Here is a 19500-nt window from a genome sequence, read left to right as displayed (position 1 = left end):
GCTTACAACCATCCGGCGATGATCGGAAGCCGGGCCCCGCACGCCGACCGACGCGGCCCGGCTCCCTCATCCGCACTCAGCCCAGGTCGAACACCCCGTACGAGAACCCGTCCGCCCGCAGCTCGCCGTCCGCGAGTCGCACGCCCTGGACGTCCAGCGGCCGGAGGCCCCCCGGCCGACCCGACGGGTCCGAGAGGCCCGACAGGCGCACGGAAGCCGGCTCCCGGCGCGGGTTGACCGCCACCAGGTACCGCCCGGCCCGGGTGTACACCAGCGGGTAGCCGGCGTGCCGGACCTCCACCCCGCCGGCCGAGCCCAGCCCCGGGTGCGCCCGGCGCAGCGCGATCAGCCGCCGGACGGTGTGCAGCAGCGAGGTCGGATCGGCGCGCTGGGAGAGCACGTCCGGGCGGTGCGGGTCCGGGTCCACCGGCAGGTACAGCCGCTCGGGCGGGGCACTGGAGAAGCCGGCGGTGGGGCCGGGCATCCACTGCATCGGGGTGCGTGAGCCGGCCCGGTTGAACCGCGGTCCGAGCACGCTGCCCTCGGTGTCGGGAAGGCCCGGCAGGTAGCGCATGCCGATCTCGTCGCCGTAGTAGACGGCCGGGAGGGTGGGCCAGGTGAGCAGGAACGCGAAGGCGGGAGCGAGTTGCTCCGCGGTGCGCGGGCCGGTGGCCAGGCGGGAGAAGTCGTGGTTGGCGGTGGGCAGCACCACGTGCCCGCTGCCCTCGGTGAGTTCGGCGGCGCAGCGCCAGGCGTCCAGGAAGGGCTGCGGGGTGCCCCGGCCCTCGGCCTCGAAGTAGCAGGCCTCCTGGTGCCAGAACTCCTCGACCGTCCCGCCGTTGTTGTTCCAGAGCGATCGCAGGGGCAGGCCGTCGTCCTCCCCGCCGAAGTGCAGGAAGAAGTCGGCGTGGAAGCCGGCCGCGACGGCGGCGGCCGGGTCGCCCCACTCGGCGAGCAGGACGGCCTCGGGGTGGGCGCGGTCCAGCCAGTCCCGCAGCTCGGTCCAGAGCTTGGCGGTCTCGGCCTTGCCCGGGTCGTCCTTGACCAGCGAGTAGGCCATGTCCACCCGGAAGCCGGACACCCCGAGACCGAGCCAGTGCGCCATGATCGCGCGCAGCGCCGCCCGGTTGGCGCGCGGGCCGTCCGCGTCCACCGCCTGGCGCCAGGGCTCCTCCGAACTGCTGCGCGCGTAGCCGAAGTTGAGCGCGGGCTGGAAGTCGAAGAAGTTCGGCCGGTACCAGCCGGGCCGGCTGCCGGGCGAGGCGACGAAGCCGTCCACCGGGCGGTCGGACCAGATGTACCGGTGGTCGGACGGGTCCCCGGCGGAGGCCAGGAACCAGGGGTGGCGGTCGGAGGTGTGCCCGGCCACCAGGTCCAGCAGGACCCGGATGCCCCTGCGGCGGGCGGCCTCGACCAGGGCCGTCAGGTCCTCGGCGCTGCCGTAGCGCGGGGCGGGGGCGAGGTAGTCGGTGACGTCGTACCCGGCGTCGCGGAACGGCGAGGCGAAGCAGGGGTTGAGCCAGACGGTGTCGACGCCGAGCCAGGCGAGGTGGTCCAGGTGCTCGGCGATGCCGGCGAAGTCGCCGATGCCGTCGCCGTCGGAGTCGGCGAAGCTCTGCGGGTAGATCTGGTACAGCACGGCGTCGGCGAGCCAGTCGGGGCCGGGGCGGGTCGAGGTCATGGGCGGTTCCTCCTACCGGGGTCCGGGGGGCCGGGGCCTGGCCGGGCGGGGCTGAGCCGGGACGGGCTCGGCCGGGGCCGAGCCGGGGCGCCCCCGATTCTCGTCCAATCCCGGCCGTCCCGACAGCCCGCCTCGCCCCGCCGCCGCCTGCGCCTCGGGGCCCCCACCGCGGCGAGGCCCGCACCGGGCCGCCGCGAGCCCGCCCCCCTACGAGAACGCCCCCGCGCAGGCCGCCGTGAACACCCGGGCCCGCCGGGTGATCTCGGCCCAGTCCCCCGCCGCGACCACGTCCGGCGGCACCACGTCCGTCCCGGCGCAGACCGCGAGCGCGCCGTGCGCCAGGAACTCGGCGGCGTTGCCCGCGTTCACCCCGCCGGAGGCCACCAGCGGCACGTCGGGGTACGGGCCGCGCAGGTCCCTGAAGTAGCCGGGGCCGAACGACCGGGCCGGGAAGATCTTCACGGCGGCGGCGCCGAGGTCCACCGCGTGCGCCACCTCGGTCGGGGTGAGCGCCCCGAGCACCACCGGCACCCCGGCGGCGGCCGCCGCCTCGGCCACCTCGGGGCGGCAGCCCGGGGTGACCAGGAAGGACGCCCCGGCCTCGACCCCGCGCCGGGCCTGCTCGGCGGTCAGCACCGTCCCGACGCCGACCCGCCGGCCCGCCCTCGACGCCCTGAGCAGATGCTCCGTCACATCCGGCGTGGTGTAGGTGAATTCGGTCAGGGTGATGCCGCCCTCAGCGAGGGCGTCGCAGAGCGCGGCGGCGTCCGGGATCCGGGGCGCGCGGACCACCGCGATCACGGGTTCGGCGCGCAGCAGCTCGCGCAGCGGCTCACGCGGCGGCTCGCTCGACGGCTCACCCGGCGGCTCGCTCGGCGGCTTGCTCGACGGCTTGCTCGACGGCTCACGCAGCGGCGAGGGATCGGTCGGGGCGGAGAGCTCGGTCATATGGCCAGGGTTCCTCGGTCGGTTCGACGCAGGGCGCGCCCCGGCCGGGCGCCGGTGGTGCGACCCTGCCGGACGACGGCGGTGCCGTTGACGTACACGTACTCGATGCCCTCGGCCGGCAGCCGGGGGTGCTCGAAGGTGGCGGCGTCCCGGACCTTCCCGGGGTCGAGGAGCACCAGGTCGGCGTGGTGGCCGGGGGCGATCCGGCCGCGCCGGTCCAGCCCCAGCCGGGCGGCGGGGCGCCCGGTCATCCGGGCGATCGCCTCCTCCACCGTCAGTACGCCCAACTCCCGGCTGTAGTGGCCGAGGTAGCGCGGGAAGGTGCCCCAGGCGCGCGGGTGCGGCCGGGCGCCGACCAGCAGCCCGTCGCTGCCGACGGTGTGCGCACGGTGGCGCATGATCGCCCGGACGTTCTCCTCGTGCCCGACGTGCTGGAGGATCGTGGTGGCCAGCTCGTCCCGGCGCAGCAGGTCCAGGAACACCTCGGTGCCGGTCCGCTGCTCCTCCTCGGCCAGTTCGGCGACGGTGCGGCCGACCGCCCCGGCGAGCGAGGCCGCGCGCACACCGGAGATCTGGATCGTCGTCCAGTCGGTGACCACCCCGTGGCAGCCGTCGCTGCCCTTCTCCTCCACCTCGTACCGGATCTTCGCGCACTGCGCCGGGTCGGTGAGCCGCTCCAGCGTCGCGGCCGGGCCGCCCTCGGTGGCCCAACTCGGCAGCAGCGCGGCCAGGGTGGTGGATCCGGGCAGGTAGGGGTAGCTGTCCAGGGTGAGGTCGACTCCGTCGGCGAGCGCCCGGTCGAGGAGCTCCAGCAGTTCGCCGGCCCGGCCCCGGTTGAGCCCGAAGTTCATCGTGGCGTGGGTCAGGTGCAGCGCGCACCCGCTCTGCCGGGCGATCTCCACCATCTCCGCGTAGCCCTCCAACGCCCCCGCACCGTACGAGCGTTGGTGCGGCGCGTGGAAGCCGCCGTAGGCCGCGACGACGGTGCACAGCTCGACCAGCTCGGCGGTGTCCGCGTACATCCCGGGGGTGTAGCTGAGCCCGCTGGACATGCCGACCGCGCCGTCCAGCAGGCTCTTCGCCAACACCTGCCGCATCCGGTCGAGTTCGCCGGAGGTGGGCGGTCGGTTGGCCCAGCCCATGGCGAGCATCCGCAGGGTGCCGTGCGGGACGAGGTAGCAGGCGTTGACGGCGACACCGGTGCGGTCGATCCGGTCCAGGTAGCCGGCGACGTCCCGCCAGTCCCAGTCGAATCCGTCCGGATCGCCGTTCCAGCCCGCGAGTTGGCGGCGCAGCGCGGGCAGCGTGGTGTCGTCCGCCGGGGCGTAGGACAGGCCGTCCTGGCCGAGCACCTCGCAGGTGACGCCCTGGGTGACCTTGGCCGGATGCTCCGGTTCGAGCAGCAGGGCGAGGTCGGAGTGGGCGTGCATGTCGATGAAGCCGGGGGCCAGCACCAGCCCGTCGGCGTCCACCGCCTCGGGGGCGTCGAGGCCCTCGCCGATCTCGGTGATCAGGCCGTCCGCGATCCGGACGTCCGCCCGGTAGCGGTCCGCGCCGGTGCCGTCCACGACGGTGGCACCGCGGAAGACCGTCGCTCCCCTGCCGCGCCCCGCGTCCGGGCGGGCCGTTCTCTCCCCGGGCATCAGAAGAACGTCCTGACCAGGCCGGTGACCTTCGGCTCGGCCGCGTCCGCGGAGTCCAGCACCGGGATCGCCGTCCACTTGTCGAAGGCCGTGCACGGGTGGGAGACGCCCAGCCGCAGCACCGCGCCGATCGGCGCGAGGTCGCCCGCGTCGCGGAGGAAGGCGTGCTGGTCGTTGAGCGCGGTGATCCGGGCCGTCGTGCCGGTCAACTCGGCTCCGCCGCGTACCCGTTGCGGCTCGGGCAGGCCCTCGTCGAAGGGCAGGTCGCGCTTGCCGGCGTCCAGCAGCGCGAGCTGCGGCTCGGGCCGGGAGACCACCCGGGCCCAGCCGTGCAGCGCGCCATGGAACGGCGTCCGCCCGCCGTGCCGGGCCAGCGGGGAGATGCCCCGGTAGAAGCCGTCGTCGTGGGCGATGTACGCGCCCGAGCGCAGCACCACGAAGGCCTCCGGCAGCTTCGCCAGCTCCTCGGCCACCAGGTCGAAGTAGGCGCTGCCGCCGGCCGAGACCATCGGCCGGGTGTCCTGCGGGTAGGCGTCCGCCAGTCGGCCGTACAGCTCGCCGAGGTCCCGCAGGTAGCCGCGGACGGTGGCCAGCGCCTCGGCCGAGGCGTCGTGCGCGAGCGCGCCCTCGTACCCCCCGACGCCCGCCAGGCGCAGGGTGGGGGCGCGCAGCACGGCGGCGGCGACCTCGGCGGCGGCGTCCACGCCGCGGGCACCGGTCCGCCCGCCCGGACCGCCCAGCTCGACCAGCACCTCGACCGGCCGCTCGGCGCCGGCGGCGCGCAGCGCCTCGTCCATCAGCCGCACGCTCTCGGCGGAGTCGACCCAGGAGAGGAAGGCGAAGTCCGGGTCGGCGGCGAGTTCGTCGGCGAGCCAGGCCAGTCCGGCGGGTTCGAGCAGGGTGTTGGCGAGCAGGATGCGCTGCACCCCGAAGGCCCGGGCGATCCGCACCTGGGGCAGGTTGGCGAGGGTGATGCCGTGGCTGCCGGCGTCGAGCTGGGCCTGCCAGAGCGCGGGCGCCATGGTGGTCTTGCCGTGCGGGGCGAGCGCGACGCCCGCGTCGGCGCACCAGTCGGCCATGGTGCGGACGTTGTGGTCGAGGGCGGAGCCGTCGAGGGTGAGCAGCGGGGTGCCGAGCGTGGAGAGGGTGGGGCCGGTGGCGAGCCACTCCCGCGTGGTGCGGCCCCACGACTGCGGCGGAGCGGCTTTGAACCGCCAGTCGAGCGGCTCGTCGGCCAGGGCGGCCACCGCCCCGCGGGCGATGCCCGGCCCGGTGCCGTTGCTTGCGAAGGTCTGCTCCACCGTCTTCCTCCATCCGCACAAGTTGCAGCATGTGCAACGAGGGTTGCACATGCTGGCAACACGGTTCTAGCATCGGCGCCGGATCACGGTCAACGGACCTGACTCCCGGTCAACGGGGTCGACTCACGTCCGGCGCTCACCGACGACGCGGCGCCGACGTGCAACGAGTCGGCCCGGTGAGCCCGCTCTCGACGGAACGGCCGCAGACGAGGAGCCCCACACATGCCGCGACAGGACACCCAGGGCCCGACCCGCCCCGGTCCTCCCCCGACGGCCGTGTGTGTGGGCGAGTCGATGGCCGTCCTGCTGCCGGACCGCCCGGGCCCACTGGAGTCGGTGGAGAGCTTCCGGCTGTCCGTCGGCGGCGCGGAGTCCAACGTGGCGGGCGCGCTGGCCGCGCACGGCGTGCCGACCGCCTGGATCAGCCGGGTCGGCGACGACGGCTTCGGCCGCCGGCTGCTCGCCGAGGTCGCCGCCCGAGGCGTGGACGTCTCGGCGGTCGCCGTCGACCCGCACCGCCCGACCGGCCTCTACCTCAAGGAGGTCGGTGGCACCACCGGCGACCGCCACGACCTCGGGCCCGGCCGCAGCCGGCTGCACTACCACCGGCGGGGCTCCGCGGCCGCCGCGCTCTCCCCGGACCTGCTCGCCGACCCCGCCGCCGCCGCGCTGCTGGTCGGCGCCCGACTGCTGCACCTGTCCGGCATCACCGCCGCCCTCTCCGACGGCTGCCTGGCCCTGCTGCGCGGCCTGCTCGCCGAGCGCCGCCCGAACCGGACGGTCAGCTTCGACCTCAACTGGCGTCCCTCGCTCTGGCGCGAGCGCGACCCGGCCGTGCTGCCACCGCTGCTGAACGCCGCCGACCTGCTGCTGCTCGGGGCGGACGAGGCCGAGGCCGCCTTCGGCACGGGCGACCCGGCCGCCCTGCGCCGCCGCTTCCCCGGCCCGGCCACCGTCGTGGTCAAGGAGGCCGCCCGGCAGGTGACCGTCCTGGACCGGGACGGTACGGCGGTCACCGAGCCGGCCCTCGCGGTCGAGGTGGTCGAGGCCACCGGCGCGGGCGACGCCTTCGCGGCCGGCTACCTGGCCGGCACCGTCCGGGGCCTGGACCAGCGGCGCCGGCTGCGGCTCGGCCACCTGAGCGCCGCCTGCGCCCTGACCGCCCACGGCGACCAGGCCGAGTTGCCGGACGCCGCCGTGGTGACGGCGCTGCTCGACGCCACCCCCGCCCAGTGGGCCGCCACCCGGGTCACCGCGGCGGGCATCACCGGCCCGGCCCTGCCCGCCGGCCACCGGCGCCAGACCGACCGGGCGCCGTCCACCGACCGGACCCGGGCACAATGAGCAGGAACCCCAGCCCTCGAAGCGGAGCACGATGAGCCAGACCGTCACCCGCGCGCTGCGCATCCTCGCCGAGCTCGGCGAGGGCGAGCGCTCCCTCGACCAGCTCGCCGAGGTGCTCGGCGTCCACAAGACGACCGTGCTCCGACTGCTGCAGAGCCTCGAAGAGGAACGATTCGTCTATCGCGACGTGGCCTACCGCTACCACCTGGGCGCCGGCCTCTTCGCACTCTCCGGCCTGGCCCTGGAGCAGCGCGGCGTGCGCCGGATCGCCGCCCCGCACCTGGCCGAGCTGAACGCCGCCACCGGCCAGACCGTGCACCTGGCCGCGTACGAGGGCGGCGAGGTGGTCTACATCGACAAGTTCGACTCCCGCCACCCGGTCAGGATGTACTCCCGGATCGGCCTGCGCGCCGCCCTGCACAGCGCCGCCGTCTCCAAGGTGCTGCTGGCCGACCTGCCGCTGCCCGAGCGGCGCCGGGTGGTGGCCGGGATCGACTTCACCCCGCACACCGAGCGCACCCTGACCACGCCCGAGGCGCTGCTCGCCGAGCTGGAGAAGGTCGCCGCCCAGGGCTGGGCGCAGGACCACGCCGAGCACGAGGCCTTCATCAACTGCGTGGCCGCGCCCGTCCGGGACGCCAGCGGACGGGTGGTCGCCGCCGCCTCGATCTCCGTCCCGGACATGGTCCTGCCGTACGAGCAGGTGCTGGACCTGCTCCCCCAGCTGCTCGCCACCACCCGCGCCGTCTCGGCCGACTGCGGCCGCCCCGACCACAACTGACGAACCGTCAAGCACAGCAAAGGAACCCGATGTCCTCCGAGCACCCGCAGACCGACGAGCACTCCCGGACCGACAGGAAGGTCGAGATCCGCACCGACGGCGCCCCCGCCCCCGCCTGGATGTTCTCCCAGGGCGTCCGCAAGGGCCCGATCCTCCAGGTCTCCGGCCAGGGCCCGCAGGACCCGGCCACCGGTGAGTACCTCCACCACGGCGACGTGAAGGCGCAGACCCGCCGCACGCTGGAGAACGTCAAGGCCATCGTCGAGGCCGGCGGCGCCACCATCGAGGACGTGGTGATGTTCCGCGTGTACCTCACCAAGCGGGCCGACTTCCCGCTGATGAACGAGGTCTACGCCGAGTTCATCGACGAGAACATCAAGCCCGGCGGCGTGAAGCCGTGCCGCACCACCGTCTTCGTCGAGCTTCCGCAGGAGCCGATGCTGGTCGAGATCGACGCCCAGGCCGTGGTCGGCTGACCGCCCCCGCCCCCGAAGGGCCCGGACGCCTGCCGCGCGTCCGGGCCCTTCGGCCTGTCCGGCCGCCACGCCCCCGACCACCCGCCCACCACACCCCGATCGCCCGCTTGCCACACCTCCAGTCGGACATTAGGTTAGGCTCACCTAACTAACTGGAGGTCCGCCCATGAGCCTGCCCACCGGCGACACCGAGGCCCCCGAGCCCACCACCGCCGAACGGATCCACAGCCTGCTCAGCACGACCTCCTCGCTCACCGTCCGAGCCCTGGGCGAGCACCACCACCTGGACACCCCGGTCTCCGTCCACGGTTCCCGGCTGCGGCTGCGCACCGCCCTGGACGACCCGCTCACCGCGGCCGCCGCCGGCGCCACCGACGGCCTCGCCGTCGTCCTCGACGTCACCGACGTCTCCCCCGTCGCCGTCCGCGACCGGGTCCGTGCCCGCCTGACCCTGGCCGGCCGACTGCACCTGGCCCACCTCGCCGACGACGGCCTCAGCGTCCACCTGCGGGTGGACGTCGCCCACGCCGTCCTCGCCACCCCGTACGGCACCGGCGCGGTCACCGCCGCCGACCTCGCCGTCGCCGTCCCCGACCCGATGGCCCGGCACGAGGCCGCGATGCTCACCCACTTCGCCGACGACCACGCCGAGGCGCTCGACGTCCTCACCCGCCTGCTCGACCCGGCCGTACTGGTCCACGGCCCGGAGGTCCGCCCGCTCGCCCTGGACCGCCACGGCCTGGTGCTGCGCCTGGACCACCCGTACGGTCACCGCGACGTCCGCCTGGTCTTCTCCGAACCCGCCCGGGACACCGAGGAGTTCGGCCACCGGATGCACGAGCTGCTGGCCGCCGCCCAGTACGGCCTGCCGGTCCACCGGCACTGACCCCCCGTCCCGTCACCGCTCGACCGCGTCCTCCAGCACCACCCGCCCGATCCGCACGTACAGTTCCGGCCGCCACCGGCGCACCGCGAGCGCCAGCGCCACCCCGCCCGCGAACACCCCGATCACCAGGTACGGGATCAGCCGGAACAGCAGCGTGTGCGCCGCCGCCCCGGCCGCGGCGTCCTTGTTGAGCACCAGCAGCACCACCACCCCGGCCATCGCCACCCCGCCCACCAGCGGCGCGACCAGCGTCCGGAACCAGTGGGCGGTCTCCGGGTGCCGCCCCCGCACGTGGAAGTACCCGACCACGGCGAAGGAGCAGAGCGTCTGCACGACCAGGATCGCCATCGTCCCGAGCAGCGCCAGCAGCGTGTACAGGTGCGCGTACGGGTCCATCCCGGCCGCCAGGAACCCCGCCACCAGCCCCACCGCGATCACCGACTGCACCACCGAGGCGACGTGCGGCGAGCCGTGCCGCGGATGGGTGCGGCCGAGCCCCCGGTGCAGCAGCCCCTCCCGCCCAATCGCGTACAGGTAGCGGGCCGCGCACTGGTGGAAGGCCATCGCGCAGGCGAACGAGCCGGTGACGACCAGCCATTGGAACACCTTCACCGCCCAGGCCCCCAGGTGCGCGCCGAGCGGGTCGAAGAACAGGCTGTTGCCGTCCTTGCCCGGCACCGCGCCGTTCGCCACCGCGATCGCCCGCTCGACCCCGTTGCCGGACACGATCATCCAGGACACGAAGACGTAGAGCAGCCCGACCCCGATCACCGACACCAGCGTCGCCCGCGGCACCACCCGCTTCGGGTCGCGGGACTCCTCGCCGTACATCGCGGTGGACTCGAACCCCACCCAGGACCAGAACGCGAAGAACAGGCCGAGCCCCGCCGCGGCCGCCGAACTCCCCACCCCCCTCAGCGCGTTCAGCGGGTTCACGGCCGCGAGCACGATCCCGTCCGGGCCGCCGCCGGAGAACAGCACGGCGAACGAGACCGCACTCAGCACCCCGATCTCCAGCACCAGCGCGACCCCGAGCACCTTGGCCGTCAGGTGCAGGTCGAACCAGGCCATCACCCCGATCACCGCCGCCCCGGACAGCGCGTACCAGCCCCAGCCCAGCTCCACCCCCAGCTGCGAACGGACCAGCCCGCGCAGCGAGTACGCGAAGAAGCCGAGGGCCGAGGCCTCGGTGACGACGTACGCGAGCACCGCGAGCAGCCCCGAGGCCATCCCGACCACCCGGCCCAGCCCGTGCGAGACGTAGCCGTAGAACGCGCCGGCCGCGGTGATGTGCCGGGCCATCGCCACGTAGCCGACCGAGAACACCGTCAGCACCACGGTCGCCACGACGTACGCGGCGGGCGCGCCGACGCCGTTGCCCTGCCCGACGATGATCGGCAGGTTGCCGGTCATCGCGGTGATCGGGGCGGCGGTGGCGAGCGCCATGAACACCACGCCGACCAGGCCGACCGAATCGGCCTTCAGCCGGTCGACCCCGTCCTCCCCGGGTCGCTCCCGGCCGGCCGTCCTCCCCGCCACGCCCCCACTCCGGACCGCCATCCGCCCTCCTCGCCTCCGGACCCGCCCGCCCGGCCGGACCGACCGGGCGCTGACCGTCCGCCAGCATGACGTGCCGCGGCCACCCGGCGATGCTCCCGAACCCCTCCGTGACACCGGAGTTGACGCCGCGTTCGACCCGTCCGAACGAACCCGGGAACAGCCGGGCGGCGCGGAAACGGCAGTGGCCGGCCCGGCCGCACGAGGAGTCCTCGTACGGCCGGGCCGGCCTGGGCGTGTCCCGCGCCCATGTCCGCCGTGCGGCGATCACCCGGTCGAGCGGTCACCCGACATGACCATCCCGGAGGATCGTTTCGCCCCGCAGCGACGGTGGTTCCGGAAACCCTCGGAGTTCAGCCGTGGGTCAGAGCGCGACGCCGTGCGCGCGCAGGTAGGCGACCGGGTTGATGTCCGAGCCGTACTCCGAGCCGTTGCGGATCTCGAAGTGCAGGTGCGGGCCGGTCACGTTGCCGGTGGCGCCGGAGAGGCCGATCTGCTGGCCGACGGTGACGGCCTGACCGATCCTCACACCGATCGAGGAGAGGTGCGCGTACTCGGCGTAGTGGCCGTCGGCGAGCTTGATCTCGACCTCGTTGCCGTAGGCGCCGCCGTTGCCGGCCTTGACCACGACACCGTTGGCGATGGCGCGCAGCGGGGTGCCGGTGGAGGCGACGAAGTCCTGGCCGGTGTGGTGGCCGGAGGCCCACATCGAGCCGGCCACGCCGTAGGCGGTGCCGAGCCTCGGGTTGGCCAGCGGGGCGACGAAGCCGGAGGTGGCGGCGGCGACCGGAGTGGCGGTCACGGCCTGGGCCGGGGTGGCGACCTGCAGCTGGGTCTGCAGCTGCGCGGACGGCTTGGCGACCTCGGTCCGCACCTGAACCTGGTCCTGCGCCTTGGCGGCCTGGGTCGCGGGAGCGGCCGGGGCGGCCGGGGCGGCGGGCTTCGCCGGAGCGGAGTCGGCCGACGGCGCGACGGCGTGGCCCGGCAGCGCGAGCTGCTGGCCGGCGAAGATCAGGTTCGGGTTGGCACCGACGACCGAGCGGTTCCGCTCGTACAGCGCGTGCCAGCCGCCCTCGACGTTCTTGACCTCGGCGATCTTGGACAGGGTGTCACCGCTGACGACGCGGTAGCTCTCCTGCGCGGCCCGGGCGGCCGGAGCGGTGGCCGGAGCAGCGGCCGGAGCGGCCGACTCGGCGCCGGCGGAGGCGGCGGCCTGCGCGACCGGCGCGGCCGGAGCGGTGTGGGCCTGGGCACTCATCGCGGTGACGAGCGGGAGGGCGAAGGAGACACCGGTGACGGCGGTGGCGATGCCGATGCGGGCGGCGCGGGGCAGGGCGATACGACGAGCCTGAGCAGGCATGGAAGTTTCCTCTCCGACGCCTGCGAGGTGAGCTGTCGGGTTCGGGCTGGAGTTGCCCGGCCGCATGCGCGGCTTCACCCCTAGCCGGTCCTGGACGCCCGCGCCCTGAGGCGCGAACTCCGGTCCGGCGACTTACCTGTGGGTCCCCCGCTCCTGCCGTACAGAGTTCGTTTCGAACCACCGGGCAGCGGCAGGACTCGGCGTTCCACCCGGCGGATCCGTCCGGACTGGCCGGGCGGTCGCTGAACTAAAACCCATCCGTTCGGGTGAAGCAATGTCGATCTTTGAAAGCGCAACCATTCCCCCTCCCCCGGTGACCCTCCGCAGGCCGGAGCCCACGATCCGTACACAATCCATTCACCCCCCGCCACTGATCCACGACCCTGCGCCGAGATCCGCGACGCTGCGCAGCCGCCTACTCACACCCCGCCCACCGTCAACACACCCACCGGTGACCCTTGTCACGTGCGCCCCGGCAGCGCAGGATTCGCCCGTGGCCACCTCAGAGGCCGGCACCCTGCGCCTGAGCACCGCGCAGGGCCGCTGGGTACTACTGGCGACGGTGCTCGGCTCCAGCATGGCGATGCTCGACGGCACCGTGGTGAACGTCGCCCTGCCCCGGATCGGCGCCGACCTCGGCGCCTCCCTCGCGTCCCTGCAATGGACCCTGAACGCCTATCTGCTCACCCTGGCGGGCCTGATCCTGCTCGGCGGCGCACTGGGCGACCGCTACGGGCGGCGCAAGGTCTTCCTGATCGGCGTGGTCTGGTTCGCCATCGCCTCCGCCGCCTGCGCCGCCGCACCGAACATCCACGTGCTGATCGCCGCCCGCGCCGTCCAGGGCATCGGCGGAGCACTGCTCACCCCCGGCTCGCTCGCCATGCTCCAGGCCGTCTTCCACCCTGACGACCGCTCGGCGGCGGTCGGCCTCTGGTCCGGCCTGGGCGGGGTGTCGGCCGCGGTCGGCCCGTTCCTCGGCGGCTGGCTGGTGGACGGACCCGGCTGGCGCTGGATCTTCCTGCTGAACCTGCCGCTCGCCGCCGCCGTGATCGCCGTCGCCACCCGGTCGGTGCCGGAGAGCCGGGACAAGGACGCCTCCGGCCGCTTCGACGTGCTCGGCGCCGTGCTCGCCGCCCTCGCCCTCGGCGCGATCACCTATGCGCTGACCGCGGCCGGCGAGGGCCTGTCCCCCACCGTCTGGGTCAGCGGGGTGATCGGGGTGGCGCTCGGCGTCGCCTTCGTGGCCGTCGAGCGCCGCGCACCCGAACCAATGCTGCCGCTCGGCCTCTTCTCCTCCCGGCTGTTCACCGCGGTGAACCTGGTCACCCTGTGCGTGTACGCGGCGTTCAGCGGCGTCTTCTTCCTGCTGGTGGTGCAGCTCCAGATCGTGTCCGGGTTCTCGCCGCTGGTCTCGGGCTTCGCCCTGGTGCCGATCACCGTGCTGATGCTGCTGCTGTCCGCCCGTGCCGGGCGCCTCGGCAAGCGGATCGGCCCGCGCATCCCGCTCACCGTCGGCCCGATGCTGTGCGCCGCCGGGGTGCTGCTGATGCTGCGCATCGGCCCGGACTCCTCGTACTGGGTGGACGTGCTGCCCGCCGTCACGGTGCTGGGCTGCGGCATGACGCTGCTGGTCGCACCGCTGACGGCGACCGTGCTGGCCGCCGTCGAGGTCCGCCACGCGGGCATCGCCAGCGGGGTCAACAACGCCGCCGCCCGCGCGGCCGGCCTGCTCGCGGTGGCCGCCCTGCCGGCGCTGGCCGGGCTGAGCGGCGACGCCTACCGGGTGCCCTCCTCGGTCGACGCCGCCTTCCACACCGCCATGCTGATCTGCGCGGGCCTGCTGGTCGCCGGCGGGCTGATCGCCTCCGCGACCGTACGGGGCAACGTGCTCGCCCCCGAGGAGCAGCCGGTGGCCGAGCCGAACTGCGACTGGCCGTGCGGGCCCACCGCCCCGCCGCTCGACCCGGGCCACGTCCCCGTGACGCGCGAGGGCCCCGCCACCGGTCCGGCGGCGGGGCCCTCACCCAAGGGCTGACGCTACGTCAGAAGGCGCTTCCCGTCAGGGAATGCCACCCGTCAGAGAATGTCGGCGGGCGCGTACTTGGCGGCCTCCGGGTAGGCGGCCGCGACGGCCTCCACCTGGCGGACGACCTCGGCGACCTGGGCGCCGGCCGCGCCGGTGAAGGACAGCTTGTCGGCCAGCAGCGCGTCCAGGGCGGCCCGGTCCAGCGGGATCCGCTCGTCGGCGGCCAGCCGGTCCAGCAGCTCGTTCTCCCGGGCGCCGGCGCGCATCGCCAGCGCGGAGGCGACGGCGTGCTCCTTGATGACCTCGTGCCCGGTCTCCCGGCCGACGCCCGCGCGCACCGCGCCCATCAGCACCTTGGTGGTGGCGAGGAACGGCAGGTAGCGGTCCAGCTCGGCCTCGATCACGGCGGGGAAGGCGCCGAACTCGTCGAGGACGGTCAGGAAGGTCTCCAGCAGGCCGTCGAAGGCGAAGAACGCGTCCGGCAGCGCGACCCGGCGCACCACCGAGCAGGAGACGTCGCCCTCGTTCCACTGGTCGCCGGCCAGCTCGCCGGTCATCGAGGCGTAGCCGCGCAGGATGACGGCCAGGCCGTTGACGCGCTCGCAGGAGCGGGTGTTCATCTTGTGGGGCATCGCGGAGGAGCCGACCTGGCCCTCCTTGAAGCCCTCCGTCACCAGCTCGTGGCCGGCCATCAGGCGGATGGTCTTGGCCAGGCTGGACGGCGCGGCGGCCAGCTGGACGAGGGCGGTGAGCACCTCGAAGTCCAGCGAGCGCGGGTAGACCTGGCCGACGCTGGTCAGCACGTGGTCGAAGCCGAGGTGCCCGGCGACCCGGCGCTCCAGCTCGGCGAGCTTCTCGGTGTCCCCACCGAGGAGGTCCAGCATGTCCTGGGCGGTGCCGACCGGGCCCTTGATCCCGCGCAGCGGGTAGCGGGCGATCAGCTCCTCCAGGCGGCGGAAGGCGACCAGCAGCTCGTCGGTGATCGAGGCGAACCGCTTGCCCAGGGTGGTGGCCTGCGCGGCCACGTTGTGCGAGCGGCCGGCCATGACCAGCTCGGAGTGCTGGGCGGACAGCTTGGCCAGACGCACCAGCACGGCCACCGTGCGGTCCCGCACGTGCTCCAGGGACTGGCGGATCTGGAGCTGCTCGACGTTCTCGGTCAGGTCCCGGGACGTCATGCCCTTGTGGATCTGCTCGTGCCCGGCGAGCTCGCTGAACTCCTCGATGCGGGCCTTCACGTCGTGGCGGGTGATCCGCTCACGGGCGGCGATCGAGCCGAGGTCGACCTGGTCGATCACCCGCTCGTAGTCGGCGACGGCCGTCGCCGGCACCTCGACGCCGAGGTCCTGCTGGGCCTTCAGGACGGCCAGCCACAGGTGGCGCTCGAGGACCACCTTGTGCTCGGGGGACCACAGCTGGGCCAGGGTCGCCGAGGCGTACCGGGAGGCCAGGACATTGGGGATCTGGGGCTTCGCGCTCACGCTTCGCAAGGGTAACAGCCGAGGTCACGCCGGACGTCGGCGGATGGGGTAGGCTGGGTCAATTGAGCGCCCTTCAGATGACACTTCAAAGCCTCCTCACCGCCAGGATATCACATCGATGAGCGAAGCACCAGCGGCCACGGGGAACCCCGGCGATGCCCTCGCCGCGGCCCTGCGCACCGAGCAGGCCCGTCTCACCCGGCTCTACGCCCGACTGGACGCCGTCCGCGAACGCGCCCGCCGCACCGCCGACGGCGCCCACGACCAGGCCGCGCCCGGCGGCACCCACCAGGCCCGGCTGGAACGCGAGGTGCGCGCCCGCGAGGCCGCCCGTCACGCCGCCCGGCTGGACGCGGTCGAGCGCGGCCTGTGTTTCGGCCGGCTCGACGAGCGCGACGGCACCGTCCACTACATCGGCCGCACCGGCCTGACCGACGAGGCGTACGAACCGCTGCTGCCCGACTGGCGGACCCCGGCCGCCCGCCCCTTCTACACCGCGACCCCCGCCCACCCCGGCTCCGTGGTCCGCCGCCGCCACCTGCACACCCGGGGCCGCACCCTCACCGGACTGGACGACGAGGCGCTCGACCTCGCCGGACTGGACGAGTCCGGCCGGCGCGGCCTGGTCGGCGAGGCCGCCCTGCTCGCCGCCCTCGGCCGCGAGCGCACCGGCCGGATGGGCACCGCCGTCGCCACCATCCAGGCCGAGCAGGACCGGGTGATCCGCTCCCCGCTGCCCGGCGCCCTGGTGGTCCAGGGCGGCCCCGGCACCGGCAAGACGCTGGCCGCCCTGCACCGCGCCGCCTACCTGCTGTTCACCCACCGCGCCGCGCTGGAGCGCCGCGGCGTGCTGGTGATCGGCCCCAACCCCGGCTTCCTGCGGTACATCGACGAGGTGCTGCCCGCCCTCGGCGAGACCGAGGTGGTGCTGCGCACCGTCGGCGAACTCCTCCCCGGCGTCACCGCCACCGGCACCGACGCCCCCGCCACCGCCTTCGCCAAGGGCGGCCCCTGGATGGCCGGGGTGCTCCGGCGCGCCCTTGCCGCCCACCAGACGGCCCCGGCCGACGGCCTGGACCTCGGCGAGGGGCTGAAGGTCTCCGCCCGGGCCTGCGCCGAGGCCCGCGACGCCGCCCGCGGCCTGCGGCTGCCCCACAACCGGGCCCGCGGTTTCTTCCTCGGCACCCTGCTCGACGCCCTCGCCATCGCCCAGGCGCTCACCCTAGGCCGCCCCTACGACGACGAGGAGGCGCACTACGCCCCGCGCGAGCTGTGGGAGCGGACGGACGTCCGCGCCGCCCTCGACCCGCTCTGGCCCCGGCTCACCCCGCAACAGCTGCTCGAACGGCTGCTCACCGACCGGGAGTTGCTCACCACAGCGACCCCCGAACACGCGGCCGCCCTGCTCCGCCCGCCCGGCTCCGGCTGGACGGTCGAGGACGTCCCACTGCTCGACGAGGCCGCCGAACTCCTCGGTACGGCAAGGGAATCCGCCGCTACCGACCAGGATCCTGACGAACTGGCCTTCGCCCAGGGCGTGTTGACCATCACCGGACAGACCGGCGATGCCCTGCTGGACTCCGCCGCGCTGGCCGGGCGCTTCCGCGACGACGGCCCGTACCGCTCGACCGCCGAACGCGCCGCCGCCGACCGCACCTGGGCCTACGGCCACGTCGTCGTGGACGAGGCCCAGGAGCTGTCCGCGATGGCCTGGCGCGCCGTCCTGCGGCGCGTCCCGACCAACTCGCTCACCATCGTCGGCGACCTCGCCCAGACCGGATCCCCCGCCGGCGCCCGCAGTTGGGCCGAGATGCTCGACCCGCACCTGCCCGGCCGCTGGCGCGAGGAGCGGTTGACCGTCAACTACCGTACGCCCCAGCCCTTCATGGCCCTCGCCTCCGCCGTGCTGCGCGCCGCCGCACCCGGCCACCGGCCGCCCGAGTCCATCCGCCCGGGCACCGAGCGACCCCGCGCCGTCCACGTCCCGGAGGGCGACTTCGCCGCCGCGCTCACCCGGCTGCCCGCCGGCCCCGGCACCCTGGGCGTGATCGCACCGGACGCCCTGGCCGCGGAACTGGACGCGCTCACCGTGGCGAACGCCAAGGGGCTGGAGTTCGACGCGGTCGTGGTGGTCGAGCCGGCCGGACTCGCCCCGCGCGACCTCTACGTCGCCCTGACCCGGGCCACCCGCTCACTCACCCTGCTCCACCACCGACCGCTGCCGCCGGAGTTCGCCGGGCTGCTCTGACCGGCGCAAGGGACGGGCGGCGCGGGCGGCACTGGCGGCGCGGGGTCCTACTGCGCGCCGCCCGTACGGGCCAGCACCGGCAGCACCTGGGAGCAGATCGAGTGCAGCGCGATCCGCTGCTCGTCGGTCATCGCCTCGAAGGCCTGGTGGGTCCGGGCCATCTCGCCCCGGATGCGGTTCAGGATCTCCCGGCCCTCGGCCGTGATCACCACGATCTTCACCCGGCGGTCACCGGCCGCCGCCTCCCGGTTGGCCAGGCGCAGCGACTCCAGCCGGTCCACGATCCCGGTCACGTTCGACGCGTCGCAGCCCAGCCGCCCGGCCAGCGCCCGCATCGGCACCGGCTCCTGCACCGCGCCCAGCGCCTTGGCCTGCGAGGAGGAGAGGCCGTGCCGGGCGGCGGCCGCCGCGAAGTCCTGGAAGTACGCGGCACCGACGGCGGCCAACACCTCCATCAACTCGGCGTTGGTCGGTACGGTCGTCGTCGCTGTCGAACCCATGGGGTCAGCGTACGACCAGGTGCTTCAGTAACTCAAGCTTTGACCACGGCAACCGTCGGCGAGCCGCCTCACACCGCCCCGGAGTCAGAGCACCAGCTGGTCGAACAGCCGCCGCAGCTCCGCCTCCGGGTCCGCGGTCAGCCCGGTGTGCACGGGCCCCGGCTGGACGATCGCGCTGCGCGGCGCGGTCAGCCAGCGGAACCGCTGCCCGGGGCTGTCCCCCGCCGCCGGACCGGCCTGCGGGCCGCCCTGACAGACCGCCTCGATCCCGTGCAGCGCCCGCCGCACGCCCTGGACGTCCGCGACCGGGTCCAGTGCCAGCAGCCGGGCCTGGTCCAGGTGGGTCCGGGCGGCCAGGTGCGAGCTCTGCCGGCAGTACAGCAGCACCCCGACGTTGACGCACTCGCCGCGCTCGACCCTCGGCACCGCGCGGATCACGGCGTACTCGTAGTCGTGCAGCTCGACGGTGACCGGCAGCGCGGACAGCACGGGCTCGGTCATGCGGGCACCTCCGGAAGCCAGTCGCGCGGACCGGCCAGTCGTTCGGTCAACTGGGCGCGGTACGCGGCGCGCACCTCGTCGGGCGAGTCGAAGCCGAACTCGTCCGCCAGCCAGACCTCGGGGATCTGCGCCACCGCGCCCTCGATCGCCGCCTCGGCGAGCGGCGCGAGCGCCTTGTCGGCCGCCGCCAGGTCCGGCCGGGCGCGCAGCAGCGCATGGTCGGAGGCGTCGTACGGACGGCGGATCCAGGCGGCGGCGCCGGACCAGTTGTGGTGGAAGATCAGGCTCGCGCCGTGGTCGATCAGCCGCAGCCCGCCGGTCGCCACCAGCAGGTTGGGGTTGCGCCAGGAGCGGTCGACGTTGCCGATCAGCGCGTCGAACCAGAGCACCTGCCCGGCCAGCTCGGGGTCCACCTCGAAGCAGAGCGGGTCGAAGTTGAGCGCGCCGCTGACGAAGGCCATCCCCAGGTTGGTCCCGCCGCTGGCCCGCATCTGGTCCTGGATCTGGTGGTCCGGCTCGCTGCGCGCGAGCACCGGGTCCAGGTCGACCGTCACCAGCTCCGGCACCGGCAGCCCGAGCCGCCGGCCGAGCTCCCCGGCCAGCACCTCCGCGACCAACGCCTTGCGGCCCTGCGCCGCACCGACCCATTTCAGCGCGTACAGCCGCCGATCGTCGGCCTCGACCAGGCCCGGCATCGAGCCGCCTTCTCGCAGTGGCGTCACATAGCGGATCGCCGTCACCTCGGGTAGCACGGCCGACAGCCTATC

General features: G+C 74.4%; 16 protein-coding genes and 1 riboswitch. Of the genes, 6 read left to right on the top strand and 10 right to left on the bottom strand.

The features are described 5' to 3' along the window. Positions 1-76 precede the first annotated feature (76 nt). From ACGF0D_RS18850 to ACGF0D_RS18835, 4 genes are all read right to left on the bottom strand, one after another. Positions 77-1681: an alpha-amylase family glycosyl hydrolase gene (locus ACGF0D_RS18850; RefSeq protein WP_392917547.1), complete on the bottom strand. Its 1605-nt coding sequence runs from the start codon at positions 1679-1681 to the stop codon at positions 77-79. Positions 1682-1888: 207 nt separating this feature from the next. Then, a complete protein-coding gene (locus tag ACGF0D_RS18845; protein ID WP_392917544.1) occupies positions 1889-2629 on the bottom strand; it encodes a bifunctional 4-hydroxy-2-oxoglutarate aldolase/2-dehydro-3-deoxy-phosphogluconate aldolase in 741 nt (246 codons plus the stop codon). Continuing rightward, entirely contained in the window at positions 2626-4272 is a 1647-nt protein-coding gene (locus ACGF0D_RS18840) for an amidohydrolase family protein (RefSeq protein ID WP_392917541.1), read from the bottom strand. The genes ACGF0D_RS18845 and ACGF0D_RS18840 overlap by 4 nt, the downstream gene beginning before the upstream one ends. Then, a complete protein-coding gene (locus ACGF0D_RS18835; RefSeq protein ID WP_392917539.1) occupies positions 4272-5573 on the bottom strand; it encodes an amino acid deaminase in 1302 nt (433 codons plus the stop codon). The genes ACGF0D_RS18840 and ACGF0D_RS18835 overlap by 1 nt, the downstream gene beginning before the upstream one ends. A gap of 222 nt (positions 5574-5795) precedes the next feature. Here ACGF0D_RS18835 and ACGF0D_RS18830 point away from each other — a divergent pair, with 222 nt between their 5' ends. From ACGF0D_RS18830 to ACGF0D_RS18815, 4 genes are all read left to right on the top strand, one after another. Beyond that, positions 5796-6917: a sugar kinase gene (locus ACGF0D_RS18830; protein ID WP_392917536.1), complete on the top strand. Its 1122-nt coding sequence runs from the start codon at positions 5796-5798 to the stop codon at positions 6915-6917. Between the two features lie 31 nt (positions 6918-6948). Beyond that, a complete protein-coding gene (locus ACGF0D_RS18825; RefSeq protein WP_392870237.1) occupies positions 6949-7698 on the top strand; it encodes an IclR family transcriptional regulator in 750 nt (249 codons plus the stop codon). 29 nt (positions 7699-7727) lie between these two features. Beyond that, complete coding sequence (locus ACGF0D_RS18820; protein WP_392917533.1) at positions 7728-8174, top strand: RidA family protein; 447 nt, start codon at positions 7728-7730, stop codon at positions 8172-8174. Positions 8175-8340: 166 nt separating this feature from the next. After that, positions 8341-9060: a DUF2470 domain-containing protein gene (locus ACGF0D_RS18815; RefSeq protein WP_392917531.1), complete on the top strand. Its 720-nt coding sequence runs from the start codon at positions 8341-8343 to the stop codon at positions 9058-9060. 12 nt (positions 9061-9072) lie between these two features. Here ACGF0D_RS18815 and ACGF0D_RS18810 read toward each other — a convergent pair whose 3' ends face one another. Continuing rightward, positions 9073-10620, bottom strand: a complete 1548-nt coding sequence (locus tag ACGF0D_RS18810) for an APC family permease (protein WP_392917528.1) — start codon at positions 10618-10620, stop codon at positions 9073-9075. A 361-nt stretch (positions 10621-10981) separates the two neighbouring features. Beyond that, the gene (locus ACGF0D_RS18805; protein WP_392870229.1) at positions 10982-11977 is read right to left on the bottom strand and encodes a peptidoglycan DD-metalloendopeptidase family protein; all 996 of its coding nucleotides are present in this window, start codon (positions 11975-11977) and stop codon (positions 10982-10984) included. Between the two features lie 2 nt (positions 11978-11979). Beyond that, positions 11980-12117, bottom strand: a riboswitch (cyclic di-AMP (ydaO/yuaA leader). A 353-nt stretch (positions 12118-12470) separates the two neighbouring features. Here ACGF0D_RS18805 and ACGF0D_RS18800 point away from each other — a divergent pair. Continuing rightward, positions 12471-14012, top strand: coding sequence for an MFS transporter (locus ACGF0D_RS18800; RefSeq protein ID WP_392917526.1), 1542 nt, complete (start codon positions 12471-12473; stop codon positions 14010-14012). A gap of 41 nt (positions 14013-14053) precedes the next feature. On the opposite strand, the gene purB is transcribed toward ACGF0D_RS18800, so the two are convergent. After that, the gene (purB, locus tag ACGF0D_RS18795) at positions 14054-15484 is read right to left on the bottom strand and encodes an adenylosuccinate lyase (protein ID WP_392917523.1); all 1431 of its coding nucleotides are present in this window, start codon (positions 15482-15484) and stop codon (positions 14054-14056) included. Positions 15485-15602: 118 nt separating this feature from the next. Between purB and ACGF0D_RS18790 the strand changes: the two genes are divergently transcribed. Then, positions 15603-17732, top strand: coding sequence for a HelD family protein (locus tag ACGF0D_RS18790; RefSeq protein WP_392917520.1), 2130 nt, complete (start codon positions 15603-15605; stop codon positions 17730-17732). Positions 17733-17779: 47 nt separating this feature from the next. Here the strand turns inward: ACGF0D_RS18790 and ACGF0D_RS18785 are convergent, their stop codons facing one another. The 3 genes from ACGF0D_RS18785 to ACGF0D_RS18775 all read right to left on the bottom strand — a co-directional run bounded on the left by ACGF0D_RS18785 (position 17780) and on the right by ACGF0D_RS18775 (position 19485). Next, positions 17780-18232: a MarR family winged helix-turn-helix transcriptional regulator gene (locus ACGF0D_RS18785; RefSeq protein ID WP_392870217.1), complete on the bottom strand. Its 453-nt coding sequence runs from the start codon at positions 18230-18232 to the stop codon at positions 17780-17782. Positions 18233-18316: 84 nt separating this feature from the next. Next, positions 18317-18733 (bottom strand): DUF3037 domain-containing protein, encoded by a 417-nt coding sequence (locus ACGF0D_RS18780; RefSeq protein WP_392870214.1) that lies wholly within the window; start codon positions 18731-18733, stop codon positions 18317-18319. After that, the gene (locus ACGF0D_RS18775) at positions 18730-19485 is read right to left on the bottom strand and encodes a HipA family kinase (RefSeq protein ID WP_392870212.1); all 756 of its coding nucleotides are present in this window, start codon (positions 19483-19485) and stop codon (positions 18730-18732) included. The genes ACGF0D_RS18780 and ACGF0D_RS18775 overlap by 4 nt, the downstream gene beginning before the upstream one ends. Positions 19486-19500 lie beyond the last annotated feature (15 nt).

It is taken from the genome of Kitasatospora sp. NPDC048298, from assembly GCF_043201465.1.
Lineage (GTDB): Bacteria > Actinomycetota > Actinomycetes > Streptomycetales > Streptomycetaceae > Kitasatospora.
The sequence above is the reverse complement of the archived record's forward strand: the minus strand, read 5'-3'. Positions and strand labels throughout refer to the sequence as shown.

Bases quoted from the DNA above. Each gene is read 5' to 3' on its own strand.
- ACGF0D_RS18850 (WP_392917547.1), bottom strand. From the start codon at position 1,681: ATGACCTCGACCCGCCCCGGCCCCGACTGGCTCGCCGACGCCGTGCTG.
- ACGF0D_RS18845 (WP_392917544.1), bottom strand. From the start codon at position 2,629: ATGACCGAGCTCTCCGCCCCGACCGATCCCTCGCCGCTGCGTGAGCCG.
- ACGF0D_RS18840 (WP_392917541.1), bottom strand. From the start codon at position 4,272: ATGCCCGGGGAGAGAACGGCCCGCCCGGACGCGGGGCGCGGCAGGGGA.
- ACGF0D_RS18830 (WP_392917536.1), top strand. From the start codon at position 5,796: ATGCCGCGACAGGACACCCAGGGCCCGACCCGCCCCGGTCCTCCCCCG.
- ACGF0D_RS18825 (WP_392870237.1), top strand. From the start codon at position 6,949: ATGAGCCAGACCGTCACCCGCGCGCTGCGCATCCTCGCCGAGCTCGGC.
- ACGF0D_RS18820 (WP_392917533.1), top strand. From the start codon at position 7,728: ATGTCCTCCGAGCACCCGCAGACCGACGAGCACTCCCGGACCGACAGG.
- ACGF0D_RS18815 (WP_392917531.1), top strand. From the start codon at position 8,341: ATGAGCCTGCCCACCGGCGACACCGAGGCCCCCGAGCCCACCACCGCC.
- ACGF0D_RS18810 (WP_392917528.1), bottom strand. From the start codon at position 10,620: ATGGCGGTCCGGAGTGGGGGCGTGGCGGGGAGGACGGCCGGCCGGGAG.
- ACGF0D_RS18805 (WP_392870229.1), bottom strand. From the start codon at position 11,977: ATGCCTGCTCAGGCTCGTCGTATCGCCCTGCCCCGCGCCGCCCGCATC.
- ACGF0D_RS18790 (WP_392917520.1), top strand. From the start codon at position 15,603: ATGAGCGAAGCACCAGCGGCCACGGGGAACCCCGGCGATGCCCTCGCC.
- ACGF0D_RS18785 (WP_392870217.1), bottom strand. From the start codon at position 18,232: ATGGGTTCGACAGCGACGACGACCGTACCGACCAACGCCGAGTTGATG.
- ACGF0D_RS18780 (WP_392870214.1), bottom strand. From the start codon at position 18,733: ATGACCGAGCCCGTGCTGTCCGCGCTGCCGGTCACCGTCGAGCTGCAC.